General features: G+C 68.3%; 25 protein-coding genes and 1 pseudogene. 10 read left to right on the top strand and 16 right to left on the bottom strand.

All coding sequences use genetic code 11. The features are described 5' to 3' along the window. Together LQ326_RS36040 and LQ326_RS36045 are read left to right on the top strand one after the other, a co-directional pair. Nucleotides 1-1,078, top strand: a pseudogene (locus LQ326_RS36040) (virulence factor); the annotation flags it as partial. Continuing rightward, the gene (locus tag LQ326_RS36045) at nucleotides 1,075-1,818 is read left to right on the top strand and encodes an immunity protein CdiI family protein (RefSeq protein ID WP_234543285.1); all 744 of its coding nucleotides are present in this window, start codon (nucleotides 1,075-1,077) and stop codon (nucleotides 1,816-1,818) included. The pseudogene LQ326_RS36040 and the gene LQ326_RS36045, both read left to right, overlap by 4 nt. Before the next feature lie 78 nt (nucleotides 1,819-1,896). Here the strand turns inward: LQ326_RS36045 and LQ326_RS36050 are convergent, their stop codons facing one another. The 6 genes from LQ326_RS36050 to LQ326_RS36075 form a co-directional block, all read right to left on the bottom strand. Continuing rightward, a complete protein-coding gene (locus LQ326_RS36050; protein ID WP_234543286.1) occupies nucleotides 1,897-2,910 on the bottom strand; it encodes a LacI family DNA-binding transcriptional regulator in 1,014 nt (337 codons plus the stop codon). After that, nucleotides 2,910-5,162, bottom strand: a complete 2,253-nt coding sequence (yicI, locus tag LQ326_RS36055) for an alpha-xylosidase (protein WP_234543287.1) — start codon at nucleotides 5,160-5,162, stop codon at nucleotides 2,910-2,912. The genes LQ326_RS36050 and yicI overlap by 1 nt, the downstream gene beginning before the upstream one ends. Nucleotides 5,163-5,173: 11 nt before the next feature. Then, on the bottom strand, nucleotides 5,174-5,995 hold the full coding sequence (locus LQ326_RS36060) for a carbohydrate ABC transporter permease (protein WP_234543288.1): 822 nt from the start codon (nucleotides 5,993-5,995) through the stop codon (nucleotides 5,174-5,176). After that, entirely contained in the window at nucleotides 5,992-6,897 is a 906-nt protein-coding gene (locus LQ326_RS36065) for a carbohydrate ABC transporter permease (RefSeq protein WP_234543289.1), read from the bottom strand. The genes LQ326_RS36060 and LQ326_RS36065 overlap by 4 nt, the downstream gene beginning before the upstream one ends. Further along, the gene (locus LQ326_RS36070) at nucleotides 6,894-8,180 is read right to left on the bottom strand and encodes an ABC transporter substrate-binding protein (RefSeq protein WP_234543290.1); all 1,287 of its coding nucleotides are present in this window, start codon (nucleotides 8,178-8,180) and stop codon (nucleotides 6,894-6,896) included. The genes LQ326_RS36065 and LQ326_RS36070 overlap by 4 nt, the downstream gene beginning before the upstream one ends. A gap of 111 nt (nucleotides 8,181-8,291) precedes the next feature. Beyond that, nucleotides 8,292-9,605, bottom strand: a complete 1,314-nt coding sequence (locus LQ326_RS36075) for an MFS transporter (RefSeq protein WP_234543291.1) — start codon at nucleotides 9,603-9,605, stop codon at nucleotides 8,292-8,294. Nucleotides 9,606-9,689: 84 nt separating this feature from the next. Here LQ326_RS36075 and LQ326_RS36080 point away from each other — a divergent pair, with 84 nt between their 5' ends. Both LQ326_RS36080 and LQ326_RS36085 read left to right on the top strand, forming a co-directional pair. Continuing rightward, the gene (locus tag LQ326_RS36080) at nucleotides 9,690-10,661 is read left to right on the top strand and encodes a LysR family transcriptional regulator (protein WP_234543292.1); all 972 of its coding nucleotides are present in this window, start codon (nucleotides 9,690-9,692) and stop codon (nucleotides 10,659-10,661) included. Next, nucleotides 10,658-10,963, top strand: coding sequence for a hypothetical protein (locus LQ326_RS36085; RefSeq protein ID WP_234543293.1), 306 nt, complete (start codon nucleotides 10,658-10,660; stop codon nucleotides 10,961-10,963). Before LQ326_RS36080 ends, LQ326_RS36085 begins: the two co-directional genes overlap by 4 nt. A 16-nt stretch (nucleotides 10,964-10,979) precedes the next feature. Here the strand turns inward: LQ326_RS36085 and LQ326_RS36090 are convergent, their stop codons facing one another. The 8 genes from LQ326_RS36090 to LQ326_RS48450 form a co-directional block, all read right to left on the bottom strand. Further along, entirely contained in the window at nucleotides 10,980-11,525 is a 546-nt protein-coding gene (locus LQ326_RS36090; RefSeq protein ID WP_234543294.1) for a barstar family protein, read from the bottom strand. Beyond that, nucleotides 11,522-12,019: a hypothetical protein gene (locus LQ326_RS36095; RefSeq protein ID WP_234543295.1), complete on the bottom strand. Its 498-nt coding sequence runs from the start codon at nucleotides 12,017-12,019 to the stop codon at nucleotides 11,522-11,524. The genes LQ326_RS36090 and LQ326_RS36095 overlap by 4 nt, the downstream gene beginning before the upstream one ends. Nucleotides 12,020-12,104: 85 nt before the next feature. Next, entirely contained in the window at nucleotides 12,105-13,370 is a 1,266-nt protein-coding gene (locus LQ326_RS36100; RefSeq protein WP_234543296.1) for a hypothetical protein, read from the bottom strand. Then, nucleotides 13,367-13,939 (bottom strand): hypothetical protein, encoded by a 573-nt coding sequence (locus LQ326_RS36105; RefSeq protein WP_234543297.1) that lies wholly within the window; start codon nucleotides 13,937-13,939, stop codon nucleotides 13,367-13,369. The genes LQ326_RS36100 and LQ326_RS36105 overlap by 4 nt, the downstream gene beginning before the upstream one ends. Nucleotides 13,940-14,052: 113 nt before the next feature. Next, on the bottom strand, nucleotides 14,053-14,496 hold the full coding sequence (locus LQ326_RS36110; RefSeq protein WP_234543298.1) for an SUKH-3 domain-containing protein: 444 nt from the start codon (nucleotides 14,494-14,496) through the stop codon (nucleotides 14,053-14,055). A 104-nt stretch (nucleotides 14,497-14,600) separates the two neighbouring features. Continuing rightward, nucleotides 14,601-15,110 (bottom strand): hypothetical protein, encoded by a 510-nt coding sequence (locus LQ326_RS36115; protein ID WP_234543299.1) that lies wholly within the window; start codon nucleotides 15,108-15,110, stop codon nucleotides 14,601-14,603. A gap of 13 nt (nucleotides 15,111-15,123) precedes the next feature. After that, nucleotides 15,124-19,068 carry a DUF6531 domain-containing protein gene (locus LQ326_RS36120; protein WP_234543349.1) on the bottom strand — a complete coding sequence of 1,315 codons (3,945 nt, stop codon included), beginning with the start codon at nucleotides 19,066-19,068 and terminating at the stop codon, nucleotides 15,124-15,126. Beyond that, nucleotides 18,957-19,736 (bottom strand): WXG100 family type VII secretion target, encoded by a 780-nt coding sequence (locus LQ326_RS48450; RefSeq protein WP_234543300.1) that lies wholly within the window; start codon nucleotides 19,734-19,736, stop codon nucleotides 18,957-18,959. Before LQ326_RS48450 ends, LQ326_RS36120 begins: the two co-directional genes overlap by 112 nt. Nucleotides 19,737-20,107: 371 nt before the next feature. On the opposite strand from LQ326_RS48450, the gene LQ326_RS36130 reads away from it, so the two are divergent. The 4 genes from LQ326_RS36130 (at nucleotide 20,108) to LQ326_RS36145 (ending at nucleotide 23,333) form a co-directional block, all read left to right on the top strand. Continuing rightward, the gene (locus LQ326_RS36130; protein ID WP_234543301.1) at nucleotides 20,108-20,770 is read left to right on the top strand and encodes a hypothetical protein; all 663 of its coding nucleotides are present in this window, start codon (nucleotides 20,108-20,110) and stop codon (nucleotides 20,768-20,770) included. Continuing rightward, nucleotides 20,758-21,810, top strand: a complete 1,053-nt coding sequence (locus LQ326_RS36135) for a hypothetical protein (protein WP_234543302.1) — start codon at nucleotides 20,758-20,760, stop codon at nucleotides 21,808-21,810. The genes LQ326_RS36130 and LQ326_RS36135 overlap by 13 nt, the downstream gene beginning before the upstream one ends. 331 nt (nucleotides 21,811-22,141) lie before the next feature. Continuing rightward, nucleotides 22,142-22,597 (top strand): hypothetical protein, encoded by a 456-nt coding sequence (locus tag LQ326_RS36140; RefSeq protein ID WP_234543303.1) that lies wholly within the window; start codon nucleotides 22,142-22,144, stop codon nucleotides 22,595-22,597. Between the two features lie 64 nt (nucleotides 22,598-22,661). Beyond that, nucleotides 22,662-23,333, top strand: a complete 672-nt coding sequence (locus tag LQ326_RS36145) for a hypothetical protein (RefSeq protein WP_234543304.1) — start codon at nucleotides 22,662-22,664, stop codon at nucleotides 23,331-23,333. A 107-nt stretch (nucleotides 23,334-23,440) separates the two neighbouring features. On the opposite strand, the gene LQ326_RS36150 is transcribed toward LQ326_RS36145, so the two are convergent. After that, nucleotides 23,441-23,626 (bottom strand): DUF397 domain-containing protein, encoded by a 186-nt coding sequence (locus LQ326_RS36150; RefSeq protein WP_234543305.1) that lies wholly within the window; start codon nucleotides 23,624-23,626, stop codon nucleotides 23,441-23,443. A 10-nt stretch (nucleotides 23,627-23,636) separates the two neighbouring features. Continuing rightward, nucleotides 23,637-24,491 carry a helix-turn-helix domain-containing protein gene (locus LQ326_RS36155; protein WP_234543306.1) on the bottom strand — a complete coding sequence of 285 codons (855 nt, stop codon included), beginning with the start codon at nucleotides 24,489-24,491 and terminating at the stop codon, nucleotides 23,637-23,639. Between the two features lie 224 nt (nucleotides 24,492-24,715). On the opposite strand from LQ326_RS36155, the gene LQ326_RS36160 reads away from it, so the two are divergent. Next, a complete protein-coding gene (locus tag LQ326_RS36160) occupies nucleotides 24,716-25,165 on the top strand; it encodes an ATP-binding protein (RefSeq protein ID WP_234543307.1) in 450 nt (149 codons plus the stop codon). A 118-nt stretch (nucleotides 25,166-25,283) separates the two neighbouring features. Next, nucleotides 25,284-26,246 carry a hypothetical protein gene (locus LQ326_RS36165; protein ID WP_234543308.1) on the top strand — a complete coding sequence of 321 codons (963 nt, stop codon included), beginning with the start codon at nucleotides 25,284-25,286 and terminating at the stop codon, nucleotides 26,244-26,246. Nucleotides 26,247-26,400 lie beyond the last annotated feature (154 nt).

Here is a 26,400-nt window from a genome sequence, read left to right on the forward strand (position 1 = left end):
CAAGGACGCCCAGCGCTACGCCGAGTCGGCGCAGCAGGCGGCCGACGAAGCCGAGCGCAAGCAGGCCAACCAGACGGTCTCCAGCGGCTCGGGAACCGGTATCGACGGTGTCTTCTACGTCGTCGAGAAGGTGACCGAGGCGGCCCCGGGCAAGCAGCTCAACGAGTGTCAGTACGTACCCCAGGGCTGCACGGTGACGTACGAACTGCACCTCAACGTCACGGCCAGCTACTACTACTGTGCCAACCCCGACGTCCCCGCCACAGAGGCCGGCTGCCCGAAGGACGACTGGATCTTCCTCAAGACGGTGACTCTCAAGGACCAGGAGAACGAATGGACGCACCACTTCAGCTTCGGTGACATCACCCGCATCGGCTGGCAGAACCTCTTCGGGGAGAAGGCCGGCGCGGTCCTGTACGAGATCGTGCTGGGCGACGTCGCCAGGTGCTACCACGGTGACGGGACCAGCTGTGCCTGGGCCGCCGCGCTGGCCGTCCCGCCGTCGATGGCCGAGAAGCTCGCCGAGGGCGTCAAGCTCGCCGCCCGGGTCGAGGAGGCTATCAAGACCGGGGAGAAGGCCGCGGAGGTCCTCGCGGACCTGAAGAAGATCTACGGTGAATCCGGCGCCGCCCAGGCGCTCGCCGAACCCGCCAGCGAGGCGGGACTCGCGCTGCGGATCGCCAGGGGCGTGGCGGAACGGGCCAAGATCGCCCGTGGCGCCCTCGATCCGAAGCTTCTGGCCCGGCTCGACCAGGCCGGGGTGAAGTTCAACAAGGCGGACACGATCTGGGTGATCGAGTACGCCAAGCCCGGTGTGAACCTCGCCTGGCTTGAGAAGGGGAACGTCCACGCGGGTCTGACTCACATCATCTTCCGGCACGCCGGAGAGTTCGCGGCCGCGGGCGTCCGGATCGAGGACATCCCGGCTCTGGTGAGCAAGGCACTGAGCGAAGGCACGAGGGTCGGAACGCAGGGGGCCGGCCGACCGATCTTCGAGGTCGTCTTCAACGGCAAGACCCAGCGGGTGGCCGTTAGCGTGGGCGACAACGGATACGTGATCGGAGCGAACATCGCATGACGTCTGACGAACCACGGAGCCTGCTGGTGCAGGCGCGGGGCGAGCCGTCTCCGCTGTACGGGCCCGAGGACCCGGCGGACCACGACGACCTCGGCGCCTACACCCGCCCGATCCCGCTGGACGACGACCGGCTGGCACTCCCGGCGGACCTGGCCGCGGACCTGCGCTCCTGGTCGCTGTCCCGTCCGCCGGCGGGCTTCGGCTCCCGTCCCGACCTGCGCAAGCACGTCGAGCGGGGGCTGGAGACCGCCCAGCGCCTGGCCAGGCGGCTCGGACCGGCGTGGTCGGTGCGCTACTGGGACGAGCGGCACCGGACGGCGAAGTGGCTGTGCTGGGGCTGCGACCGCCTGCACTGGGAACGCGACGAGCACGGCACCGAGCCGCATCCCCTCGACCTCACCGTCGAGGGCGAGTACCAGTACGGTCCGCTGCGTGCCGACGGCTTCGGGGACTTCTTCCCCGACGACCCCGCCGCCGGACTCGCCCTGTCGGACGGCCTTGTCGCCGACCTGTACACCTGGGCGAAGGCCATCGACACCACCCTGAACCTGTATCTAAGGGACCGGGACGAGGCCAAGTACGAGGACGAGTGGCAGCGGCTGTTCCAGGAGGGCGCGGAACTGACGAAACGGGTCGCCCATGAGTCCGGCCCCGCCCGGCGAGTGACCTACAAGGGCGTGGCACACGGCGGCCTGAGCACCCTGACGTCGGTCACCTGGCAGGGGGAGCGGCAGCTCTAGCCGGTGGATCCGGTTCCGCACGGACGGCGTTCCGTTCCGGGGTGACTCCCGGAACGGAACGCCGTTTCGTGTGTGCCGTCACCGTGCCTCGCGCGGCGCCGTGCTCGCGCGTTCCGTCAGCCGGGGAGCGAGCAGTGTCGCCTCGGGTACGTCCGGGTCGCCGTCGAGCTTGCGCATCAGTAACTCCGCCGCCCGTTCGCCGAGTTCGGCGGTCGGCAGCGCCACGGAGGTCACCGGGACGCGCAGCCCCGCCGCCAGTTCGTCCGGGCAGATCGCGGTGACCGACAGGTCGACGGGGACGCGGAGGCCGAGCTGCTCGAAGGCGTCGATCAGGGGCTCCAGAACCGCCTCGTTGTGGACGACGACGCCCGTCAGCGCCGGTTGATCGCGCAGGAGTTGCTCGGCGATCCGGCGTGCCCCGGCCGGCGTCGCCTCGCAGGGGTGGACGGAGGACGCCATGCCGTTGCGGTCGGCGGCGGCCGTGAAGCCCTGGACGACGCGCTGGGCGAACGCGGTCTCCCGGACGTACACCTCGGGCGGTGAGCCGACCAGTGCGACCACCCGGTGCCCCAGCCCCGCCAGCCGCTGCACGCACAGCTCACCGGCGGCCTTGAAATCCAGGTCGACGCAGGTCAGGCCCTCGGCGGCGGCCGGGAAGCCGATCAGTACCGACGGCCGCTCCAGCGCGCGCAGCAGCGGCAGCCGGGGGTCGTGGAGCTGGACGTCCATCACGATCAGGGCGTCGACGAGTGCCGTGTCGGCGACCCGGCGCAGGCCCTCCTCACCCTCCTCCTGGGTCAGCAGCAGCACGTCGTGGTCGTACCGGCGGGCCGTCGTCACCACCGACACCGCGAACTGCATCACCACCGGGACATGGATGCCGCTGCGCAGCGGGACGACCAGGGCGAGGACGTTGGAGCGGCTGCTGGCGAGGGCGCGGGCGCCGGCGTGCGGGCGGTAGCCCAGCTCGCGGATGGACGCCTCGATCCGGCGCCGGGTCTCCTCCGAGATCGGGCGCTTGCCGCTGAGCGCGTAGGACACCGTGCTGGGGGAGACCCCGGCGTGCCGGGCCACATCGGTGATCTTCACCATCAGTCCAGCTCCAGGGAGAGGAACCCGGTGCCGGCCTGGGCGCGGGCGGTCCGCTGACCGGCCGCCAGGGTCCACGCCGCCGCCGGGTCGCTGCACGAGGCGCGCAGGGTGTCCCCTTCGCGTACGACGGTGAAGGTGACGTCGCCCACCGGGACCGTCACCCGGGCGCCGCGGCCCAGGCCGAAGACGCGGAGCGTCACCCCGTCGGCGTGGTCGTAGTCGGGGCGGTCCGTGACCGAGCCGACCGGGATCACGGACCCGGGCCGGACCAGGAGCGGGACGCTCAGGAAGCCGTGGTGCTCGCGGATCCAGCGGGGACCGGTGACCGTCTCGCCGGTCAGGAAGTGGGTCCAGGTACCGGCGGGGCAGTAATATGTCACATTCCCCTCATCCGAGAACACCGGCGCCACCAGCAGATCCGCCCCCAGCATGTACTGCCGCTCCAGATGAGCGCACCCCGGATCGTCCGGGAACTCCAGCACCATCGCCCGCATCATCGGCACCCCCTGGGCCGAGGCGGTGCGCGCGGCCTCGTACAGGTACGGCATCAGGCTCAGCTTCAGCCGGGTGAAGTGCCGCAGCACGTCCACCGACTCCTCGTCGAACAGCCACGGCACCCGGTACGACGACGACCCGTGCAGCCTGCTGTGCGACGACAGCAGTCCGAAGGCCAGCCACCGTTTGAACAGCGCCGGGGTCGGAGTGCCCTCGAAGCCGCCGATGTCGTGGCTCCAGTAGCCGAAGCCGGACAGGCCGAGCGAGAGCCCGCCGCGCAGCGACTCGGCCATCGACTCGTAGGTCGCCTCGCAGTCCCCGCCCCAGTGCACGGGGAACTTCTGGCTCCCGGTCGTCGCCGACCGCGCGAACACGACCGCCTCGCCCTCTCCCCGGTGCTTGCGCAGCACCTCGAAGACGGTCCGGTTGTAGAGGTAGGTGTAGTAGTTGTGCATTCGCTCGGGGTCCGAGCCGTCGGACCAGGCCACGTCCACCGGGACGCGTTCCCCGAAGTCGGTCTTGAAGCAGTCGACGCCCTGGTCGAGCAGCGCCCCCAGCTTGCCCGCGTACCAGTCGCGGGCCGCCGGGGACGTGAAGTCCACCAGCGCCATCCCCGGCTGCCACAGATCCCACTGCCACACGCTCCCGTCCGGTCGCCGCAGCAGGTGCCCCAGCTCCTTCCCCTCGGCGAACAGCGGCGACCGCTGCGCGATGTACGGGTTGATCCACACGCTCACCCGCAGCCCGCGCTCGTGCAGCCGCCCCAGCATCCCCTCGGGGTCGGGGAAGACCCGCGGATCCCAGCGGAAGTCGCACCAGTTGAACTCCCGCATCCAGAAGCAGTCGAAGTGGAAGACGGAGAGCGGCAGTTCGCGCTGCCGCATGCCCTCGATGAAGGACGTGACGGTCTTCTCGTCGTACGACGTCGTGAAGGACGTGGACAGCCAGAGCCCGAAGGACCAGGCGGGCGGGAGCGCCGGGCGGCCGGTCAGGGCGGTGTACTTGCGCAGGATGTCCTTCGGGGTCGGACCGTGGATGACGTAGTACGTCAGCTGCTGTGACTCGACGCTGAACTGGACCCTGGACACCGATTCCGAGCCGACCTCGAACGACACCTTCCCGGGGTGGTCGACGAAGACCCCGTAGCCCGCGTCCGTGAGATAGAAGGGGGCGTTCTTGTAGGCCTGTTCGGTGGCGGTGCCGCCGTCGGCGTTCCAGATGTCGACGACCTGGCCGTTCTTGACCAGCGGGCCGAAGCGTTCGCCGAGGCCGTAGACCGAGGTGCCGACGCCCAGACCCAGCTGTTCCCGCAGGTAGTGGGCGCCGGTGGCGGTGTCCCGCATGATGCCCATGCCCTTGGGGCCGCTGGAGGTCAGGGTGCGGCCGCCGGCGAGGAAGTCGAGCCGCCAGGGCGCGGTCCGGCTCAGCCGCAGGCTCAGCGAGCCGGAGGTCAGGGTCGCGTACTCGTCGTCGTACGCCACCTGGGACGCGACGTCGGCCCGGTGCAGCTCGAACTGGGGTCCGCGGGGCTGCTCGCCCTCGAAGTGGGTGAAGGTGACGCCGATGACGTCGGGCATCGGCGTGTGCGCGCTGATCGTCACGACCGGTCCCTTCAGCAGGTCGCCGCGGTGGCGGATGGGCTGGGTCGGCGCGTGGATCTCCAGGGCGCCGTCCGTGGCCGTGACGTCGAGGACTTCGACCGGGTGGGCCGCGGTGACGCCCTCGCGCAGCAGCCAGTAGCCGTCGGTGAACTTCACGCACGTACCTCCTATTTGACCGCTCCCACGGCGATCCCCCGGGTGAGTGTCCGCTGGAAGACGAGGAAGAAGACGATGGCCGGGAGCACGCCGAGCAGGGCGGCCGCGTTGGTCATGGTGGCGTCCATCAGGCGCTGGCCCTGGAGGACGCCGAGGGCCACGGACACCGTCTGGTTGTCGTTGGAGATCAGCATGACCAGCGGCAGCAGGAACTCGTTCCAGGTCCAGATGAAGAAGAAGACCAGGAGCACGCCCAGCGTCGGGCGGCTGACGGGTACGACGATCCGGACCAGGATCTGCCACTTGTTCGCGCCGTCGATGCGGGCCGCCTCGATGATCTCGCGCGGGAACTGGCCGAGGACGGCGGAGAGCAGGTACGTCCCGAACGCCGACTGGATCACCGTGAACACGATGATCACGCTGAGCCGGGTGTCGTACAGGCCGGCCTCCTTGCTCAGGTAGTAGAGCGGGTAGACCAGTGCCTCCTGCGGCAGCAGGTTGGCGAGGACGAAGAAGGCGAGCACCCAGGTACGGCCGCGGATCCGGCCGATGCCGATGGCGTACGCGTTCAGGACGGAGAGGGCGGTGGCGAGCAGGGCGACCGAGCCGCTGATGAGGACCGAGTTGACCAGCTTCTGGCTGTAGTCGACGCGCTGCCAGAAGCCCTTGAGGCCGTCGAGGTAGAGGCCGTGGGGAAGGCTCAGCGGGCCGTTCTGGGAGTACTCCGCCGGGGACTTCACCGCGTTGACCGCCACGATCAGGAACGGGACGACCATGAAGAGGGCGGCGAGGCCGAGGGCGACGAGGACCGGGTAGCGGCGCAGGGCGGTCATGGCGTGTCCCCGTCCTCCGCGCGGCCTTGCAGCTTCAGGCCGAGCACGGCCAGGGCCAGGATGAGCACGGTGAGCACCGTGGAGATCGCCGAGCCGTAGCCGACCTGGGTCTTCTCGAAGAACGTGGTGAAGGAGAAGTAGGAGGGGACGTCGGTGGCGCCGCCCGGGCCGCCCTTGGTCAGGACGTACACCGCGCCGAAGACCTTGAGGGCGGCGATCGTGCACCAGGTCAGGACCACGTACACCTCGGGACGGATCTGCGGCAGCGTGACGTGCCAGAAGCGGCGCCACCAGCCGGCGCCGTCCAGTTCGGCCGCCTCGTACAGCTGCGGGTCGACGCGGCCGAGCCCGGCCATGAAGACCACCAGCGGGAAGCCGATCTGCACCCAGACCAGCACGCCCATCACCGTGTAGAGGGCCAGGTCGGGGTCGCCGAGCCAGTCCTGCTGCCAGGAGCCCAGACCGACGGCCTTGAGCAGGGCGTTGAGGGAGCCGTTGTCGGGGGCGAGGATCCAGCTCCAGACGATGCCGGCGACCGCGACCGGCAGTACCTGGGGGAGGTAGAAACAGGCGCGGAGGACGGCCGCGATCCGGGTGCCGAAGTGCTTGCCGACGTAGTCGAACAGGGCCGCGGCCAGGACCAGTCCGAGGGCCGTGGGTATCGCGGCCATCGCGACGACCATGAAGAGGCTGTGCCGGAAGGACGCCCAGAACTCCGAATCGTGCAGCAGCTCACGGTAGTTGGCGAGTCCGGACCAGTGCGGGCTGCCCACGCCCTGCCAGTCGGTGAAGCTCACGCCCGTGTTCATCAGGAACGGGACGATGACGACCGCCAGGAAGGCGAGGGCGCCGGGGAGGAGGAAGGGGGCGTACGAGTCCCGGGGGCGTACCGGCACGTTCACTTCGAGCCCTTGTCGTACGCCGTCTGGAGGTTGCTCAGGTAGGCGTCGGGCTTCTCGCTGCCGGTGATCAGCTTCTGGGTCTCGGAGACGAGGGTGTCGTAGAAGCCGGCGACCGGCCAGTCGGGGTAGAAGGCGAGGCCGTCGCGCTTGCTGACCGTGTTGAAGTTGGCGATGAGTTCCTTGGACTTGGGGTCGGTGATGGCGCTCGCGTCCGCGGCGACCGGGACACCGCCCTTGTTGCCGAGCAGGTTCTGGATCTTCTTCGACATGGTGATGTCGATGAAGTCGTAGGCGAGGTCCTTGTTCTGGGAGTTCTTCGGTACGACCCAGAGGTTGCCGCCGGAGCCGAGGGTGAGGTCGGAGCCGGGCCACAGGAAGCTGCCCCAGCCGAACTTGGCCTCCGACTGGAAGCGGCCGTACCACCAGCTGCCGGAGAACAGGATCGGTGACTTGCCCTGGATGAAGGAGACCCCGGCCTGCTCGGCGGTCGTACCGGAGGACGTCTTCGCGATGTACCCCTTCTTCACCCAGTCGGCGAAGGTGGTCGCCGCGTACGTCCAGGCCTGGTCATGGAAGTCGACCTTGCCCTTGTACAGCTCGTAGGCGTCGACCCACGGGCGGTCGGCCTTCGAGAGCGCCAGCTGGTAGAGGTACTGCTGGGCCATGTACTCGGAGCCGGAGTCGGCGAGCGGGGTGATCCCCTTCGCGACGAACGTGTCCATCGCCGCCGTCAGGTCGTCGAACGTCTTCGGCTCGGCGATCCCGTACTTCTTGAACAGGTCCTTGTTGTAATAGACCATCGTGTACTCGGCGTAGTTGGGCACCCCGTACCACTTGCCGGAGCCCATGACGCCGTCGGCGTCGTACTGGCTGGTGGTGCGCACGCCCGCGCTGAGCTTCTTGTCCCAGCCGCGCTTGGCCGCCTCGGCGGTCAGGTCGGTGAGCAGGCCCTGCTTGGAGAGCAGGCCCGCCGTCGCGTTGCCCTTGTTGTACTCCATGAGGTCGGGAGCGTCCGAGGAGTTCAGGACCATCTGCGCGGTCTTCTGGATCTGCTCGAAGCTCTTCTCCTCGTACTTCACCTTCACGCCGGGGTGGGTCGCCTCGAACTCCTTGATGGCCTCGTTCCAGGCGATGCCCATCGCGCTGGTCGGACCCTCGTAGTGCCACAGCCTGAGCGTCTTTCCGTCGGACGTGCTGCCGCCCGAGCCGCCGCAGGAGGTGAGGAGCAGCGATCCGGCGAGGATCGCCGCCGCGGTCGTGGTTCGCCCTCGTGTCGTCAACATCCAATGCCTCCCAGGGAGTCGGATGGTTGGTGCTCGTTCCGCGTCGAATCGGTTCGATGTAAACCGTCGAAGCGCTTCGACGGAGGACGGTAGGTGCGTGCTGTGAAGGCGTCAATGGGTGCGGCGAGAATTGGGGGAAGCGATTCGACTGACGGTGTTGACGGCGAGGGCCACGACGGCCGCCGCGGCCGGGGTCGCGAAGGCGGCCGTCGGCGACACGTGGTCCGCCGCCCAGCCACCGAGCGCCGAGCCGCAGGCGATGCCGGTCAGCAGGGCGGTCACGACCAGGCTCATCCCCTCGTTGAGGCGGCCCTCCGGGGCGCGGTCCTGGACCAGGGTCATCGCGGTCACCATGGTCGGGGCGGTCGCCATGCCGGCCGCGAGCAGGGCGGGGGCGAGCGCCCAGAGGCTGTCGAAGGCACGGACGGCGAGCAGCGGGACGGACATCAGCGCCGCCATCGCCAGCAGGCAGACCGGAAGCCTGCGTTCGGCGGGCCCGCCCGGCCTGAGCGCCCCGTACAGCAGGCCCGCCGCGCAGGAACCGGCCGCCTGCAGGGCGAGCACCGCGCCGGCCGCCGAACGGTGGCCCTGGGCGTCGGCGTAGGCGATGGTGACGACCTCCATGGAGCCGAACACCGCGCCGGTCGCGACGAAGCAGGCCAGCAGCGGGCCGATGCGCAGCGGTGTGCGCGCGGTGCCCGGCCCGGTCCGGGGCGGCGGCTCGGTGGCCCGCTGGGCGGCGAACAGCAGCGCGCCGGTGAGCAGCAGCACCGCGCCGACCAGGGTGCCGGCCTCCGGGAAGAACGTGCCGGTCAGGAAGGAGGCGAGGACCGGGCCCAGCATGAAGCACAGCTCGTCGGCGGCCTGCTCGAAGGAGTTCGCGGTGTGCAGGGCGTCCGGGTCCGCGCGCAGCAGGTGCGCCCAGCGGGCCCGGGACATGCCGCCGAGGTTGGGGGTGGTGGCGGTGGCCGCGTAGGCGGCGAACAGGGTCCAGTCCGGGGCGCCGTACCGGACGCAGAGCAGCAGGGCCAGGCTGCCGAGCACGGCGGTGACGGTCGCGGGTACCGCGACCCGCGCCTGCCCGTGCCGGTCGACGAGCCGGGCGATCCAGGGCCCGGCGAGACCGGTGGCGGCGAGACCGGTCGCGGTGACGGCACCGGCGAGGGCGTACGAGCCGCGTGACCCGGCGATCATCACGACCGCGCTGACGCTGAACATGCCCATGGGCAGGCGGGCCAGCAGGTTCCCGGCGGTGAAGGCCCGGGTGCCGGGGAGGGCGAAGAGACGGCGGTAGGGGCCGGGCGGACGGTGGCGGGAGCGAGGGGGACGGCGAGGGAAGCGGGGGCTGAAGTCGACCGTGACGAGGGAGTCGGCGGTGACGGTGTGGACGGTCCCGGGTTGGCCCGGCTGAGTCGGTCGTGGCATGGACACCACCGTCGCCCCGGGCCGATCAAGGGGTCCAACACCTGCTCGGCGCCGATTCACGCACCTGTGTTGTAAGTTCGCGTGATGCCAGCGCCCGCCCACATCGATCCCCGCCTGCTGCGTGTCTTCGTGACCGTCGCCGAGGAACTGCACTTCACCCGCGCCGCCGCCCGGCTGTACGTCGCCCAGCAGGCGCTCAGCCGGGATGTGCGGCGGCTGGAGCGGGAGGTGGGTGCCGAGCTGTTCCTGCGCAGCACCCGGCAGGTCAGCCTCACCGCCGACGGTGCCCGGCTGCTGCCCTATGCCCGCCGGGTGCTGGCCGCCCAGGACGCCCTGCTCGCCGCGTTCGGGCAGGCCCGGCCGCTGCTGGTGGACCTCAACTCCCCGGGCCTGGAGACCGGCCGGCGCGTCCTGCACCGGGCCCGCGAACTCGCCCCCGACTGCGAGCTGATGGCCCGCTACGAGAGCGGGCTCACCGGAGCGGCGGCCGAACTCCTCGCGGGACGGCTCGACGCGTCCTTCGGACGGTTCGCGGGCCTGGACCCGGCGCTGCGCTCCGGCCTCGAACACCAGCCCGTCCGATTCGAACCCATGGCCGTGATCCTCCCCTCCGACCACCGGCTCGCCGCTCTGGAGGCGGTGCCGTTGGCCGCGCTGGAAGGCGAGGCGGTGTACGCCGGTGCCGGGAACGAACGCACCCTGGAATGGACCGACCTGGCCTCCCGCCTCTTCGAGGGACGAGGCATCGCGGTCGCGCCGCCGCTGCCGCTGGCCGTCGGGGAGGAGGAGTTCCAGCGGATCATGGCCAAGTACCGGAACCCCATCCTCGGGGTAGTGGGATTTCCGGCCATACCCGGAACGGTCTGGCGGCCCCTGGTCGATCCGGTCCCGTTGTCGCCCGTGTCGCTCGTGTGGCGAAAGGGACTGGTCCATCCCGGAGTCGACGCGCTGCGACGGGCGGCCGCCGAGACAGGGCGGGCGGAACGCTGGCTCCAGTGGCCGGCCGACGGATGGATTCCGGCCGTCGACCGGGAGGTGATGGACGAGCATGCATGACACATCGGGAACAGGGGGCCGCTCTGTGCGCCGGGTTCGTGGGGCCGGGTGCGGGGAGCGGCAAGGGGGGCGCTCGGAGCGGGTGGGGGACCGGTCCGTGGGCGTGCGTCGTCAACGACAGGGACAGCGAGGACTGGCGCAAGCCGGGCGTCGACCGGATCATCCGCAACGCCACCCCGCGCGGCGGCAGGGGCGCGATCGTGGTGGCGTTCGGGCGGGTGGAGGACGTGGCGGCGGGGAGGAGGGCGCGGGTGCGGCCGGATGGGGGGGCGGCGGAGAGGGGACGCCGACGGGTGTCATGAGAAGCGGCGGTCGGTCTCAGTGCCATTCCGCGGGGTCGAGCGCGGCCTCCACGAATCCGTCTCCTGCGGTGACGAGCAGGCCGGGTAGCTCGATGCGGGCTGCAATCTTCTCGGGGTCGAAATCCCGGAACCCGAGAACGAAGTGTTCCGCGACGGCGGGTCGGTCCAGGGGGTCGCCGTCGAGGTCCACGGCCGAGTTCGCGCGGTCGGCGCCCTGACAGAGGACCGATACGAAAAGCGGGAAGTGCTCTGTCCGCAGTAGGAGATCCGCGTCGTGCACCACGCCCGCGATCCCCGCTCCTCCTCCCGTGACCTCGCCGCAGAGGTCGTCCAGGCAGTCGACCAGGGCATCCCAGTTCCAGCCGAAGTAGCGGGGGAAGCGGAGGGCCTCCGCGAAGGTGCGGAAGACGCCCTGTTCGGTCATCAGATCGCGGGCGTCGAAGTGATGGACGAGGCCGCCGCGCGCCGTCAGTTCCGACAGCTGCCGTCGGATCCCGGCCGTACCTTCCGGCACGATGAGGACCCAGGGCTCCGAAGTGCCTGTGAGATCGAAACTGCTCATACGGCCGTTACGACCTGCACAGTCGCGTCGAAGGAGCCGACGAAGTCGTTTACCACCGCCGCGGAGAAGGGGTCGGCCGTGGGGTCCTCCGGTGTGAGCAGACTGATGGTGTAGTACTCGGCCATCAGGAGGCTTGTTCCCTCGACTGCCTGCACGATGTCAGAGTCGTCCGTCCTGATTCCGGAGATCGTCGTGGCGTGCAGTGGCCCGGTACGGCGTCGGTAGAAGACGGCGTACGGACCCTGCGCCGAGTCGTCCAGCGCATAGCCGTTCTCCTCCCAGAAGTCCTCCATCTCCTGGCCGGAGGAGAAAGTGACGATCCCGGAGTAGTCGTCGGCGGATTCGGGCAGCCGCCAGTCCGCCTCCTGGGCAACCGGCTCCCCGGACAGCAGGAGCTGCGGCCATCGGCGCCGCGCGCGGGCCACGAATCGGCGCATGGCGTCGGGGAAGGACGCGTCGACGGTGAAGTCGGTCGAGTGGCCGGTGAGATCCATGGGTGTTCCTCGTCAGTTCCGCCAGTTGTCGCCGAACTCCGGAGGACTCCTCCGGAGCAAGGACCACCCAGGCTCGGGGACGCGGTTACTCACCGGCGTTCCGCCGAAGCAGCCAGGTCACGAAATTCCCGAACTTGGCCAGGGACCTCTCCAGATCCTCCCGCCCCGCGTCGTCCCCGGGAAGGAGCGGGAGCCGGGGATTCGCGAAGCGCTCGGCTCCCGCGCGCACGGCGCTCGCGAGGTCCTGGGCGGACGAGCGGTCGATCACCGTACCGTCGTAAACGGTCTCGATCGAGCCGTCCTTTCCGCGCCTGAACGTCAGTGAGAAGGACGAGTCGACGGCGGACGTCGTGAAGGATCTGTCCCGGCCCGTCAGGAAACGGCGCAGGCCGTCCATGAGAAGGGTCAGCGAGAGGTAGATCATCATCGCCTGGTCCGGGGTGTGGCCCCGTGAACTCGCCTCTCCGCGGTCGCCCCGGACGTCGATGTGCCCCAGGTCGAACCCCGACGGCGGGGGTGCCTCGTTGGCGGCCACGGAGAACTCGAACCGGAGCGTCGTCCGTGAAGGCGCGGTGCCGTCTCCCCACTGGAACACGTGCCCTCCCCGCTCGGCGTCGAAGGCCACGCGCAGTCCGCGGTCCGGCAGGCCGAACTGCTGCCTGAGCCAGCCGTCCATGGCCAGGGCCGCGACTTCCGGCCGGTAGTGGGCGAGCGGGAACGTGAACGACGTGACCCTGACGGTCAGGCCCTCCGGGTGCAGGGACAGCAGGGCGGCCGTGTGCGCGGCCAGGCCGTGGGCCAGCCAGTGGACGTCCTGCCAGTGCGTTCCCGTGGGCGGGATCAGGCGCACCTGACGGTCGACCTGGAGGAAGAAGCCGTCTTCTGCGCCCGGAGACGTGTGCTCCGCCGTCAGATCGGCGGCGAGCCCGCCGAGCGGGCTGGGGTAGCGGTAAGCGAAGGTGCTGGTCTCCGTCGGGCGTCCGTCTCCGGGCACGGCAGCCGCGAGAAGCTTCCGCAGGCGCCGCACCTCTTCCACGAGCCGGGGCACGGCGTCCCGTGCCATCACGATGAAGGCCGCGTTCTCGTCCCAGCGTTCGTCGGCGCAGTCCACGTAGCGTGGCTCCTGTACCAGGGTCGCCGCGATCAGCTCCCCGTGGTCGAAGTCGGGCCACCGCTCGCCGCGTCCGGTGTCCGCCACCGTGCTGACGGCGCGCAGGTTCATGGCATGGCTGTCGTCCAGGTTTCTGACGAACCAGGGCCCGGGCGTGGCCATGGCACAGATCTCCTCGATCCCGTCGAGATCGAGTTCCGGTTCGTCGCCCTCGCCACCCGGCGGATGCTGTTCGGTCACGATCCGCCCAGCATCCGGTCCTCGTCGAAGCCGAGCTCGTCCTCGATGCCCAGCTCCTCCGCGGCGTGCCGGCGCAGGGGGTCAGGCCAGGCCGCGGGATCACCGGTGGCGACGCTGCGCAGGAATCCGACGGCTTCGGGCGTGCCGATCTCACCCAGACTCTGCAGGGCCTTGACGCAGAAGGTGAAGTAAGGACCGTCCGTCGACTTCCGTTCCCGTACCAGGGCGGCGACCGGTTCGACTCCCTCGGGGGCCCGTAGCTCTCCGAGCAGGTCGACCAGGTCCTCCGTGTTCACGCCCGGGGGCCGCGTGGCCAGCACCGTCGCCAGGATCGGCCCGAGCCCTTCGGGGTGGATGTGCAGGGCCAGAGAGGCGAGCCGCTCGAAGCGCCGCCAGTGGCCTTCGGCGGACGTGATCCGTAGCCAGTCCAGGACACGCTGCCGTGCCGCAGGCACCGCGGCCGCGGTGCCCTCGGCCCGCCGGGCGCCGATGTATCCGCCGGTGACGAGGGAGTCCACCCGCTCCAGGAGAGCGCGGTCGGCCGCCGGTCCAGCCGGTTCAGCAGACATGTGTGTGGTTCCACTCCAGGCCCGGGTTGCACCGATCACTGCGGGCCTCGGCAGAACCTTCCGGTACGAAGACGATCCAGGGTTTCCCACCACGGCCCATGCCCTCACTGCCGCTAACGGATTCCTTCGGCGAGTTTCTCCAGCGCACGATCGCTCGTCTCCGCAAGGAGTGTGACGCTGTCCATGCCGATGTAGACCGCGCCGTCCGGCGCGATCCCCAGGTAGCTGTTCCGCCGGTCGGCCGACCCGATCGGATAGAGGTCGGTGCCGGCCTCCTCACTGAGCACGTCGAAGATCTCGTCGTCCCATTCGGCAACGGTCGGGTCGAGGCTGAACCCCATCCGGGCCATCGTTTTCCCCAACCCTCGCTCGTGGCTTTCCAACCCGCCGAATTCGGCGAGGAAGCGTCGGGCCGCTTCGTGGATTCCGAAGCCGCCGTGTTCCAGGAGCGCGCTCTCCCACTCTTGGGTGGACACCGAGCGGCCCGGGAACCAGCCTGCCTCCCGCAGGACACGGTCCGTCTCCGCCGACCACCGCTGCGTGATCCCGACATTCATGTCTACGTCACCGCCCTGATTGCGAGTTGATGATGCTGCGAAGGTTGCGTTCATTCGTGGTGCCGGCAGGTGCCAGCCTGACCCGACTCTGCACGTGACACTGCTCAGTCGTACGGGTTCACGTTGAATTCCGGATCGCTGCTGGGAAAGTCGTCGGGGAAGAACGGAACCCGCAGCGATCCTGTGAGGAGACCGAGCAACGTGGTCGTCGACCCGGCGGGAGAGACGACGGCGTCGAGTTGACCGGCTTGAATGATCACCGTGGGCCAGCTTTCTGGTTCGCCCACGGCGATCCACGCCAAGAGGTCCGCGTTGTCGGTCACGCCCCACTGGATCAGGTCATCAGGAGCTGCCTGGTATTCACCGAGGACGCTCTTGAGTGCCCCCAGCGGCTTGCCTCGGAAGATCGACCGCATACGCTTGGTCTGCTGAAGGATATCGAGGTTGCCGTTCGATGCGCCGTCCGCAAAAATCCACAGGAATTCGTCGAAGCATCCCGCACCGTAAATTCCGACAAGTTCTTGATGGTCGGACGGGCAAGTCCATGCCTTCCGGGGAGGCGGACACAGCACGGTGAGTCGGTGCAGGTCCTCCAGGGGATTGCTGTGGCGCATTGCTGATCAGCCTTTATAGGTTGGGGATCCTGTTGCTGTACGACCATCCGAAGTCGTCGGCAGCTTCGATGAGGATATGACTGGGAACGTTTCCCCCGTTCGCATATTCGGGGGTTACGCTCATGATGACTGTGTTTTGAGTTGCTCGAACATGGTCGGCGATAAGATCTTCGGCGTCGGAAATGGGTCCGTTGTTCTGGCTGGACCCCTGAGTGACGATGTTCCGCATGTCTCTCCCGTCACCACCGAATTGCTGGCCGATCAAGTGTCCTCGCGAATGTCCTGCCGCACCGCCCTGGAAACCAGGAGGAGCATAGCGGGCACCGCGGCCGGGCGGACTCCCGATAAGACCGTTGGCAGCGTCGTCCAGTGTCTGGGGTGTGACCTCGGCGTAGGCACGCCCACGCTGTCCATTGGCCGCGATCTCACTGTAGTAGGGACTCAGTCCGAGAAGATCGACTCCGGTGTGCGGGTTGGCGACGTAAGTGACCGGGTTGGGCGCTGGGGAAAGCCCCAGCGGGTCGGGAGTCAGGTAGCGAGCAGTCTCGGGGTCGTAGTGTCGGAAGTAGTTGTAATGAAGCCCGGTCTCGGGGTCGTAGTACTGGCCCGGAAAACGGAGGGGGGTGTAGGCGGGAGAACCCTTGTCCCAGGTATTGACGCCCCAAAGAGTGCTATGGCCTTGCCAGGCAACGCTCCCGTCCTCATCGATGAGTTCTGTCGGCGTACCGACGAGATCGGTGATGATCGAGAAGAACTTGGCATCGACCTCATCTTGCGACGTCCCCGGTGTGACGATCCGTTCCGTCTGAGCGATCGGACGGATTCCGTCGTGATCCCACGTCATCGCCACCGCATCGGTTGTACACGATGATCTCGTCACCTGTTCACACAGGGTGACGCCGTCCCAGACGAAGTCGACCTGTTCCAATACGGTAAGGCCGTCCGTATCCATGCGCTGCTTGGCCGTTCGTCGGCCCAGTGGGTCGTAGGTATAGCACCAAGAGGTTCCGTCCGGTGTCCTGACGGATGCCAGCCGACTTTCCGCGTCCCATGTGTAACGCCACGTCTCAGGTTTACGGGAAAGGCGCTTCCGCTGGCGCAGTACCACCCGGCCCAAGAGGTCATACTCGTACCGCGTGTCGCCGGCACGGAGCACTCGCGTCCCGACGTAGTGACGGGGGCCGGTGGCCTGGGCATCGTCTTGACGGGTTGGCCAGGACGCACTCGTCAGGTTGCCGGCCTTGTCGTAGGCGTACTGCTCGGACCAGTCGGAGGCATGGACCGCCGTCACCCGGCCCGTCATGTCCAGCTCGAATCGCCGGCTTCCCGCACGGAAGTCGTCGATACCCACCAGGTTGCCGTCATCGGCGTAGGCGTAGTCGCGGTGAATCCGTCGATCTCCCTGGTGGGTCACCTCTTGAACGGTGAGACGACCCAGACCGTCGTATGCCTGCCTGAGTACGAGGTCCTCGCCTGTGCTACGACTGGTTTCCAGCCCGGACCAGTCGTACCCGAACCGGACCGTGCGACCCGATGTTTCGAGCTGCGACCGGTTGCCCATCCCATCGTATGCCCATGTGCTGACGGCCCCGGACGGTGTGGTACGGCGAGTGACCCGCCCCAACTGGTCGTATTCGTAGGTCAGCTTGCGGCCATTGAGTGTCTCGTGTGTAACCCGCCCGCTGGGGTCACGCAGCAGGTCGAGCCGTGCATCGGGGGACATCGCCGCCACCATGTGCCGGTTCAGGTCGTAGCCGAAGCGAGTGACCTGGTCGTCGCTGCGCTTCTCGATGAGATTACCGACGGTGTCGTAGACGAAATCGATGGTCTGCCCAAGCGCGTCGGTGCGCGACGTGAGCCGCCCGGCGGGATTGTGAGCGTAGGTCAATGTCCGTCCGTCGAAATCCGTCTCCGAGACTAGGCGTCCGGCCGCATCGTGTTCGTAGGTCCACGTCAGACCCTGGGGATTGACGACCTGGACAAGGCGCAGATTGTCGTCATGAACGAATTCGTAGCGGTATCCGTCCGGCGACGTTCTTGCCGAGGGCAGGTCGAAGTGGGTGTATTCGAAGCGGGTGACGGCGCCTGTCGGGGTGATGTGGCTGAGACAATTGCCCTCCGCGTCGTACGACCAGGATTCGACTGCGCCGTCGGCCGTGAGACGTCCGGCCAGTTGGCCCTCGACGGTCCAGGTCAGGCGGGTCGCCTTTCCCAGGGGGTCCGTGTAGGTGATGATCCGGCCGAAGGCGTCCCGCTCCCACGTCATGGTCGCCCCGAGCGGGTCGGTGGTGGATACGGGCAACCCGGCCGCGTCGCAGCGCACCGTCCTGGCGTTGCCCAGCCCGTCGACGACCTCGGTGACGCACCCCGCCGCATCATGCGTGAACCTGGTGATGAGCCCTGTGGGGTCTGTCAGGGCCGTGCAGTTGCCCCGCTCGTCGTACTCTCTGCGCCAGGTGCTCCCGTCCGGTCGAACGATGCTCGTGAGCATGCCCTCGGCGCCATACTCGAACCGGATGACAGCGGCGTTCGGCTGCGTCACCCGAGTGGGGCGACCTGACGCGTCACGGACGAGGGTTGTCGTGTGGCCGAGTTCGTCCGTTCGCGCCACGACGTGATGGTGGGCGTCGTACGCGGTGCGCGTGGTGTTGCCGAGAGGGTTGATTTCGGCGATGACCTGGCTGCTGGTGTTGACGACGAAGCGGGTGACGGCGCCTTTGGCGGTGGTGAGGGTGGTGATGCGGCAGCCGGGCCAGGCGGGGTCGGTGCCGTCGTAGTCGAGGGTGATGGTGATGTGGCCGGCTTCACCGCCCTCGGCGACGCAGCGGTCGCGGTCGTCGTAGGTGTAGGCGTAGCGGCTGTCGTTGGTGTCGGTCCAGGAGGTGACGCGCAGCCGGTCGTCGTAGGTGAAGCGCAGGGGCAGGCCGGAGGAGTTGACGGTCTCGGTGAGGTTGCCGTCGGTGTAGCCGTAGCGCTTGATGACGACGTCCGAGCCGTCCTCGGCCGCCTGGGCCAGGGAGAGGGCGGTGACGCGGCCCTCGTCGGTGGTGATGCGCAGGTGGTAGCCGCCGGAGTGGCGGATGGCGAGCGGGGTGCCGTGCTCGTCGTACTCGAAGGTGATGGTGTGCTGATTGCGGTCGGATATCCGACTGAGCAGGGCGGTGCCTTCGGCGGTGGGGCGGGCGAAGTGCCGGGTGTGGCCGGTGAGGGGGTCGGTGATGCGGTAGCCGCCGTCGTCGCGGCGGGTCAGGGGGCGGCGGGGGCCGGCCTCCGGCATGACCGGGGTGTGGGGTGCGGCGGGGTGGGGGTAGGCGAGGAGCAGGCCGTCCTCGGTGACGTGGACGACGCCTTGGTCGTCCACTTCCAGACGCTCATCCAGGGTGGATGCCCAACTCGGGCCGAACCACCAGCCGCAGCGGTAGTCGGAGGCGACGCGGCGGGTGAAGGCCAGCGGCAGCAGTCCGGGCAGTTCGATGTCGTTCTGCGGGAGATACATGGCGCCGGTGGCCATGTCGACCGGGTCGCTGCCCTTGGAACGCACCACGCTCTTGAGCCGGTTGAACGCCCCCTCGCCACCCTCGGCGAGCATGCCACGGGCGTTCTTGCCCAGCCCGCGGACGGCGAGGCTCATGGCTTTCATGCCGCCGCGGAGGTTCTTCATCTCCTTCAGGCCCTTGGCGAGTTTGCCGAGGCTGGTGATGCCCTTGCCGCCGGGTATGCAGTCCATGGCGGCGAAGGCCACGTCCCACAGGGAGGCTTGGCCTTTGGAGTATTTGTAGAGCGTGTCCGCGAGTACGACGAGGGCGGCGACGAGGACAATGGCGCCGAGGATCGGCCCGCCGATGATCAGCGCGATGATCCCGACGACGGCGACGACGACCTTGCAGACGGTGACGATGGTGTCCCAGTTGTCCTCGAACCAGTGACCCACGTCCTGCCACCAATGCCGGTTCGGGATCCCGGCGTCGGAGGCCTCGTCGATCTTCCGCTTCGCCTCGCCCGCCGCGTCGTCGCGCATCTTCCGCGCGTCCGCGGCCATCTTCTTCGCCGCGTCGAGGGCGTTCTGGGCGGTGGTGACGTCCGACTGGGCCTTGGTGTGCCGGACTTGGCGCTCTGCACGTCCCGGGTGGCGGCCCGTACCTTGCCCTCGTCCGGCTTGTCGGCGTCCGACTTGCTGCCGGTGGGGTCGTCCTTGTACTTGTCGGCTTCCTTGGTGGCGCGGGTGACCCATGAATCGGCTGAGGAGAGACGGGTCTTGGCGGAGGACAGGTCCGACTGCGCCTCCTTCGCTTTGGCCAGGGCCTTGTCGGCCAGCGCCTGGGCCCGCTCCAGCTTCGGCCAGTAGTCCGTGAGGGCGTCGCCGCACATCTCGTACGACTTCTTCAGCTTCTTCAGGTTCTTCGGAACGTCCTTGAACTGCTCCTTGAACACCTCCGCCGACTTGCCGGCCCACTGCAGGAGGGTGTCCTCGCCGGCCATGCCCTTGACCAGGCGCAGGGCGTCGGAGACGTCGTCGGCGAAGTCGTGCAGCTGCTGAGCGAGGGTGCGGACGCGTTGCGGGTCGCCTGGGGTGGGGTCCTTGTCGAGGTCGAGTGGATGCCAGTCCGCCGGTCGGTACCCCGTCATGTCCCCGCAACCCCCGTCGCGTACGCCTCATCAACAAAGCTGTGCACACGTGAAGTTACAGGTCTCGCCGGTTCGAGGTGAAGGCCGGTTCGTGATCAGGGTTCGGAGACGCGCCCCGTCCGTACGCGCGGGTCATCCAGCCTTCGGGTGGCTCGACCCGGCCAACGTCTTTGCGGAGGCCAACCGAGTGTCGTGGCGATGTCACGGGACGGCACCAAAGCCGGGACGAGGGCGGTGAGTTGCCCGGCTATGATCTGCTGTGCGCGTTTCGTTCGGCCGGGTCGCAGCAAATCGCTCTGGTGCGTTCCGGATGGACCCCGATAGCGTATTCGCTGCTTCGCAGACCCCAACCGCCCCACCAGGAGCCCACCGTGACCCGCCGTTCCCGCCTGCTCACGACTGCCACCGCCGGTGTGACGGCGGCACTTCTGCTCGCCGGTTGCGGCGGAGGCGACGGAGGCAAGTCCAAGTCGAACGACAAGATCGCGGGCGCGGACACGGGGGCGTCGAGTTCGGCTTCGCCGAGTGCTTCGGCTTCGGCGGCTGCGTCGGGGCGGCCGAAGATTGCGCTGCCTGCTGGTGACACTCTCACGTTCACCCCTGACCAGGATTCCGACCCGGTCAAGAACGCGATCCTCACGGATAATGCGGAGTTCGTCCGGGCACTCGATGCGGCCATCGGCGCTCAGAATCCGCGTCTTCCCGCTCTCGAGTACTACACGGAAGGGGAGGGGGCCGTTGCTGCTCAGCAGTGGGTCCGGTCCTTCGTGGATGGTGGACTGACGGTCACGGGAATCGTCCGCTACTACGACCGGCAAGTCACCGTCGAGTCCAAGTCCACGGCGTCACTGACTTACTGCGGGGACGAGAGCAAGGGCTACAACAAGGTCATCAAGACCGGGGTTGTCAAGAAGACGAAAACCACCAAGAACAGTTATGTCGCATATGGCGTCCAGGTCGAGAAGAACGCAAAGGGAGTCTGGGAGCTCGTGAAGATCGCGTCTACTCGCGGAGCCGACAAATGCCAGCCGTGACCAGATTCCGCCGAGGTATCACGACGATCGCCCTGGCGGCGTTCGTCTGTGGCATCTCTGCTCCGTCAGCCATGGCCGACCGTCCCGGAGGCGGTGGATCAGTCGGCGGGTCCGGTCCAGGCACGACCACGTCCGGCAACGCCTCCAGCGACGGAACCCTCTCTTCGACCGTCGGCCTGATCCAGTACGACCGTTCCAAGAACGGCTCGGGCGATTCCGTCGGTCCTGTCACTCCCATGACGACCTGGACCCCGCCGGCGTGCTGGTACGCCCCGAAGTACACGCCCGCCCAGTTGCAGGCGTACCTGGAGCCGATCTGGGCGGCCGGTTCGACCGGTGACGCCTGGGACGCGACCCAGCGTGACCGGTACGTCAACGGTCATCCCTACAAGGACTTCAACAAGGACCAGACCGGCAAGGGCTACTGGTGGGACTCGTACGTCAACAAGTCCTTCCCGCCGGGCTGGGACAAGTGCGACGAGCCCTACTTCTGGGTGGCCACGGGCGACGCACCGCCGGCCAACATCAAGAACGCCGTCACGCCCCAGATTCTCGCCGAACTCGCCTATAACGAGATCCGGGTGCCCTCCAAGGACGTGAGCCTGGCCCCGGCGGACAAGACGAAGGTCAACCTTCCCACGTGGGCGTGGCTGGACGAGACCACGTTCAAGCCGGTGTCAGTCACCGCACGCATCGACGCCTTGGGCATGTGGGCCACGACCACCGCCAAACCCGTCTCCCTCAAGATCGAGCCGGGTACCTCCGACGCGGTCACGTACCCTGCGTCGGGGGTCTGTGATCTCAACAACCACGGTGGTGTCGGGGAGAAGTACACCGAGGGCGACGCCGGCAAGACGCCACCCTGTGGGGTGAAGTACCTTCGGTCGTCCGGCAACGGCTCGTACCAGCTCAAGGCCACGATCACCTGGCAGATCACCTGGTCCGGCAGCGACGGCACCAATAACCGCGACCTTCCCGACGGCTCCTTCGGCCGGTCGCAGGACGTTACCGTGCAGGAGATCCAGTCCGTCAACAGGTGAGATGTGTCGTCCGGTGGCGACGACCGGGGCCTGGCCATGTACCCGAGGGCACCTGGCCAGGTCCGCTTTTCGCACGCCGCAGCCCCGATTCCCCATTCTGACCACGTCGCCTCCCAGCAGGAGTTTCAGAGTGAGCCGTCGGCCCCGAATGTCCGCGCACACACTCATGGGAGCCGCAATCGCGCTGTGCGTTTGCGGTTGTGGTGGCAGCGGTGGCTCCCCCGAAAGTGGCGACAACGCGGCGGCTGGTACCGGAGTGGCCGACAGCGCGTCCGTATCGCCGAGTGTGCAGGCTGGGACGGGCCGTCCCCAGGTCACGTTGCCGTCGGATGTGACGGACGAATACGCGGGCTGGAGGACGGGCGATGCCGCGAAGGACGCCGTACTCGCAGACGTCGCCGCACGCATCGACTCGACGAACGACGCCATCCTGCGAGGCGACACGAGCGCACCCGGCCTGTCCTTCTACTACCGGGGCAAGGCGTTGAACGGCGCCGTCGCCTGGATCCAGGCGTATCGGGACGCCGGCCTGTCCTTCACGGGCACCACCCGCTACTACGCCCCCAAGGTCACCCTGGCCTCCGGAAAGACCACGGCGACGGTCCTCTACTGCTCCGACGAGAGCAAGGGGTTCAACAAGAACCGCAAGACCGGCAAGGTCGACCGGACCCCCTCGGATCAGAGCCCCTACGTGTTGTACAACACGCGCGTCGACGAGAACGACTCAGGCGTGTGGCAGACCACCGCTCTGACCTCGCACCGCGGCGACAAGGCCTGCGTCGGCTAGCCGACGAGCCGCGTGTTCTCGGTATCGCGTGTACCGATTCCAGCCGCCCTACCAGGAGTCATTCGTGAACCCTCGTTCCCGCCTGTCCACGACGGCCGTTGTCAGTCTGACTTCCGTACTCCTCCTCACGGGATGCGGTGGGGGCGACGGCGACGGCGGAGTGCAGGCCGCGGACAAGGCGTCGTCCGCGCCGGCAACGACCGGGGCGTCTGCGTCGGCCTCGCCGAGTGCGTCTGGCTCGGCCTCGTCCGGCGGTCGCCCGAGGATCACGTTGCCGTCGGATGTGACGTTGACCTTCGAGGGTGGCCGGACCGGGGATGCGGTCAAGGACGCGGTGCTCGCCGACGGCGCGGAGATGACGCGGGCGGTTGACGCCGCCATCGCCGGGACGGATCCCAAGGGCGAGGGAATGGGTTACTACACCACGGGCAAAGCCCTTGAGGCCTCGCTGTCCTGGGTCGCTCAGTTCAAGAAGGCCGACGTCACGATCACCGGCGTTGTCCGGTATTACGACCGCAAGGTGACGCTCAAGAGCAAGACGGCGGCCGTCCTCACGTACTGCGGCGACGAGAGCAAGGGTTTCAGCAAGGACAAGAAGACCAACAAAATCAACAGGACACCCGTCACCAAGGACAGCTACGTCACGTACAACACCAGGCTCGACAAGAACTCCGACGGTGTCTGGCAGACGTCACAGATCATTTCCAGCAGGGGGGCGGCTCAGTGTCAGCCGTAGTGAGGATCGAGACACTGAGGGCTGGGGGCCATGCGGTCTCGTCGTGGTTCAGGCCATCCCGCCAGGTGCGGCACTCGATCCAGATGTGGGTGTCCGTTCCCCTGCGGTCATTGTGATTGTGGCCGTGCCACGCAGGAGACGAAGCGGGTCCAGGCGGCGGGTGCGACGGTGAGGTGGGGGCCAGTGGTGCGTTTCGAGTCGCGGATGTGGACGGCGTGGGTTGCGGGGGCTATCTCGACGCAGTTCGAGCCGTCGCCGCTGTAGGTCGACTTGCGCCAGTGAAGTATGTGCACAGGTGCCTCCTCAAAGGTCAAGGACTCGTTGGCGGATGAAGTCGCGGGTTTTGGCCGGTGTGAGTGCACAGGATTCCATGCGGCCCAGTACGGCTCGGTACTTGCTCAACTGGGCTTCGGCGTCGAGGAACTCACAGGCACCGTGATGGGAGTCGAGCTGAACCGTGTCGAGCTGCGGGACAGGGCCCTTCACGTAGTCGAAGGACTGACCGGTGGTCGGGAAATTGTCAGCCCCGAAGGGGATCACCCGGACGGTGACGTGCGGGAGTTCACTCATGTCGAGCAGGTGCGTGAGCTGGCCTCGGGCGATGGTCGCGCCGCCGAAGTCCATACGGAGTGCGGCCTCATGGATGATCGCGGTGTACGGGGGCGGGTCCGCCCGGTGCAGGATGCCTTGCCGCTTGATTCGGTGGGTGAGGCGGTGCTCGATCTCGTGCTGGCGCATCGGCGGCACCACCGACCGGAAGAGCGCGCGGGCGTGGTCGGTTGTCTGCAGCAACGCTGGGATGTGAATGAGCAGTGCCACCCGCAGAGCGGCGGCGTGGTGCTCCAACTCGGCCAGGTCGACCAGCGCCACGGGCACGTGTTCGCGGTACTCCTCCCACCAGCCCCGACTGCGTCGGCCTGTCATCGAGGCCAGCGCGTCCATGAGTTCCTCGTCGGAGCAGTCGTAAGCACGGGCCATGGAGCGCAGTCGGTCGGCACTGACCGGTGTGCGGCCTGTCTCGATCATGCTCACGCGCGCCTGGTTGACGCCGAGAAGTTCCCCGGCGCTGGTGGCGGTGAGCCCGGCACGCTCCCGCAGTTTCCGCAGTTCCGCGCCCAGCCGTCGCTGTCGGAGCGTGGGGCTGTCGGTGGACGGCACACCGTCTCCTTTCTGGCGTGAGGCGGCCTGTACTCCCTCACACGAGTGAAGTGGGGGATGCATTCACGGCATTCGGTTAGATGCATCTAACCGTCTGTCCTACGGTGAGAACACATCGCTCAACCATCCGCGCCGGTAAGCCGGAAGCGCACCTCCCCAGGCAGAGCCACCGCCCGGCGCGGTCGTCGAGCGAATCCGAGTCCCGTCTCTCGTCGGAGGTCCCCGTGGACACCGTATCCCTGCCCGACACCTGGGTGTACGCCCTTCGCCTGCCCCATGATCCCCGCGCGGCACGCGTCGCACGCATGACCGTACGGGCGGCACTCAGCGGCCATGGCAGGCACGAAGTCCTCGACACCGTCGAACTGCTGACCTCCGAGTTGGTCACCAACGCCTACCGGCACACGCGCGGCCCCGCCTCCCTCCGGCTCACCGCTCTCGCGGACGGCCGGCTGCGGGTCGGGGTCTGGGACAGTCACCCGCGCATCCCCGCTCCCTTCGGGAAGCCACCCTGGGACCGTGTGCCGTCCGTTCCGGCGGAAGTCGAGCGGGGGCGCGGGCTGCGGCTCGTGCAGGAGTACGCGGACTCGTGGGGTGGCCTGCCCGTCGGAGACGGCGGTCCGCTCGACCGCGGTGCCGGGAAGCTGCTGTGGTTCGAGGTCGGCGAGTGCTGACGGCAGGTCAAGCTCCGGTCAATCCACCCGCCAGCCGTGCTCTCGGCGCATGCCGCATGGAACACTTCCTGGGTTGCAGAAGTGAAAAGAGTGGCTCAGCCGACGGGGAGCGGATGCGATGAGCGCGCGGCAGGCAAGGAAGATGTTCCAGTTGATGGCCGGCGGTGAGCCCGTCGAACTCACCAACGCCTGGGGCTCCGTGAAGAAGCTCGCCCGGCTCGCCTTCGTCGCCCAGCAGTTCGGGTACGAGTACGCCGACGCCCGGCGCACCGGCTCCCGCAACAACGTGCTCAAGCTCCTCATCGTGCCCGACAACAGCCCGCAGGGCCGGGCCCGGGCCGCGCAGAACTGGGCGCAGTACCCGAACGCGGCCGACGGTGTCTCGCTCCCGCCCCTCGTCCCTGACGCCGTCGAACTGCTCAGAGCCCGCATCCAGTTCGACCTCACCGGCAAGAACGCCGAGAAGCGGATGGCGGTCTCGGCCGGTGCCATCACCCTCGGGCTGGTCTTCGCCGCCGTGCGCAACGGCGGAGGCACGGGTCCCGTCGTCATCGCCGGGGTGGTGTGGGTCATCGCCATGGCGGTCATGGGGCTCGGGTTCTTCGTCACGCGCGGACGCAACGCCAAGTTCGCGCAACGGCTCCAGGCCGCCGGGTTCGTGCCGGTGACGGATCAGAGCGGGCGGGTGCGGTATCTGCCGCCCGGCACGCCCATGCCCATGCAACAGGGGTCGATGCAACAGGGGCCGATGCAACAGGGACCAATGCAACAGGGGCCGATGCAACATCCCCAGTACCAGCCCCCGCAGCCCCACCCCCAGCCTCAGTACCAGCCCGGCCCCTACGGCCCCTACAGCCCGTACGGCGGCCAGAGCGGTCACGGCCCCTACGGCGGTCAGCCTCCCGCCGCCCCCGCCACTCCCACCCCCGCCGGTTACGGTCAGCAGCCGCCCCCGCCCCACACCCCCGGCCCCTACGCCCAGCCCGCCGGGCCGTACGCCCCGCCCCAGCAACCCCCCGGCCCCTACGCCCCCGGCCCCTACCACCAGCAGCCCCCGCAGCCCCCGTACCCCTCCCGCTGACCCACCCCCGCCCCCGACCTCTCACCGGCCCTCCTCCCAGGGTGAGAGCAACGTTCCCTTCCGGTCACCCACAGCCACAGCGTGGAAACGACGCCTTTCTACCTTCGGCTCAGTCCCTCGTAGCAGACCGAGCACGCGGAGCACCGTGGAGGCG

The organism is Streptomyces shenzhenensis (genome assembly GCF_021462265.1).
GTDB lineage: Bacteria > Actinomycetota > Actinomycetes > Streptomycetales > Streptomycetaceae > Streptomyces > Streptomyces shenzhenensis.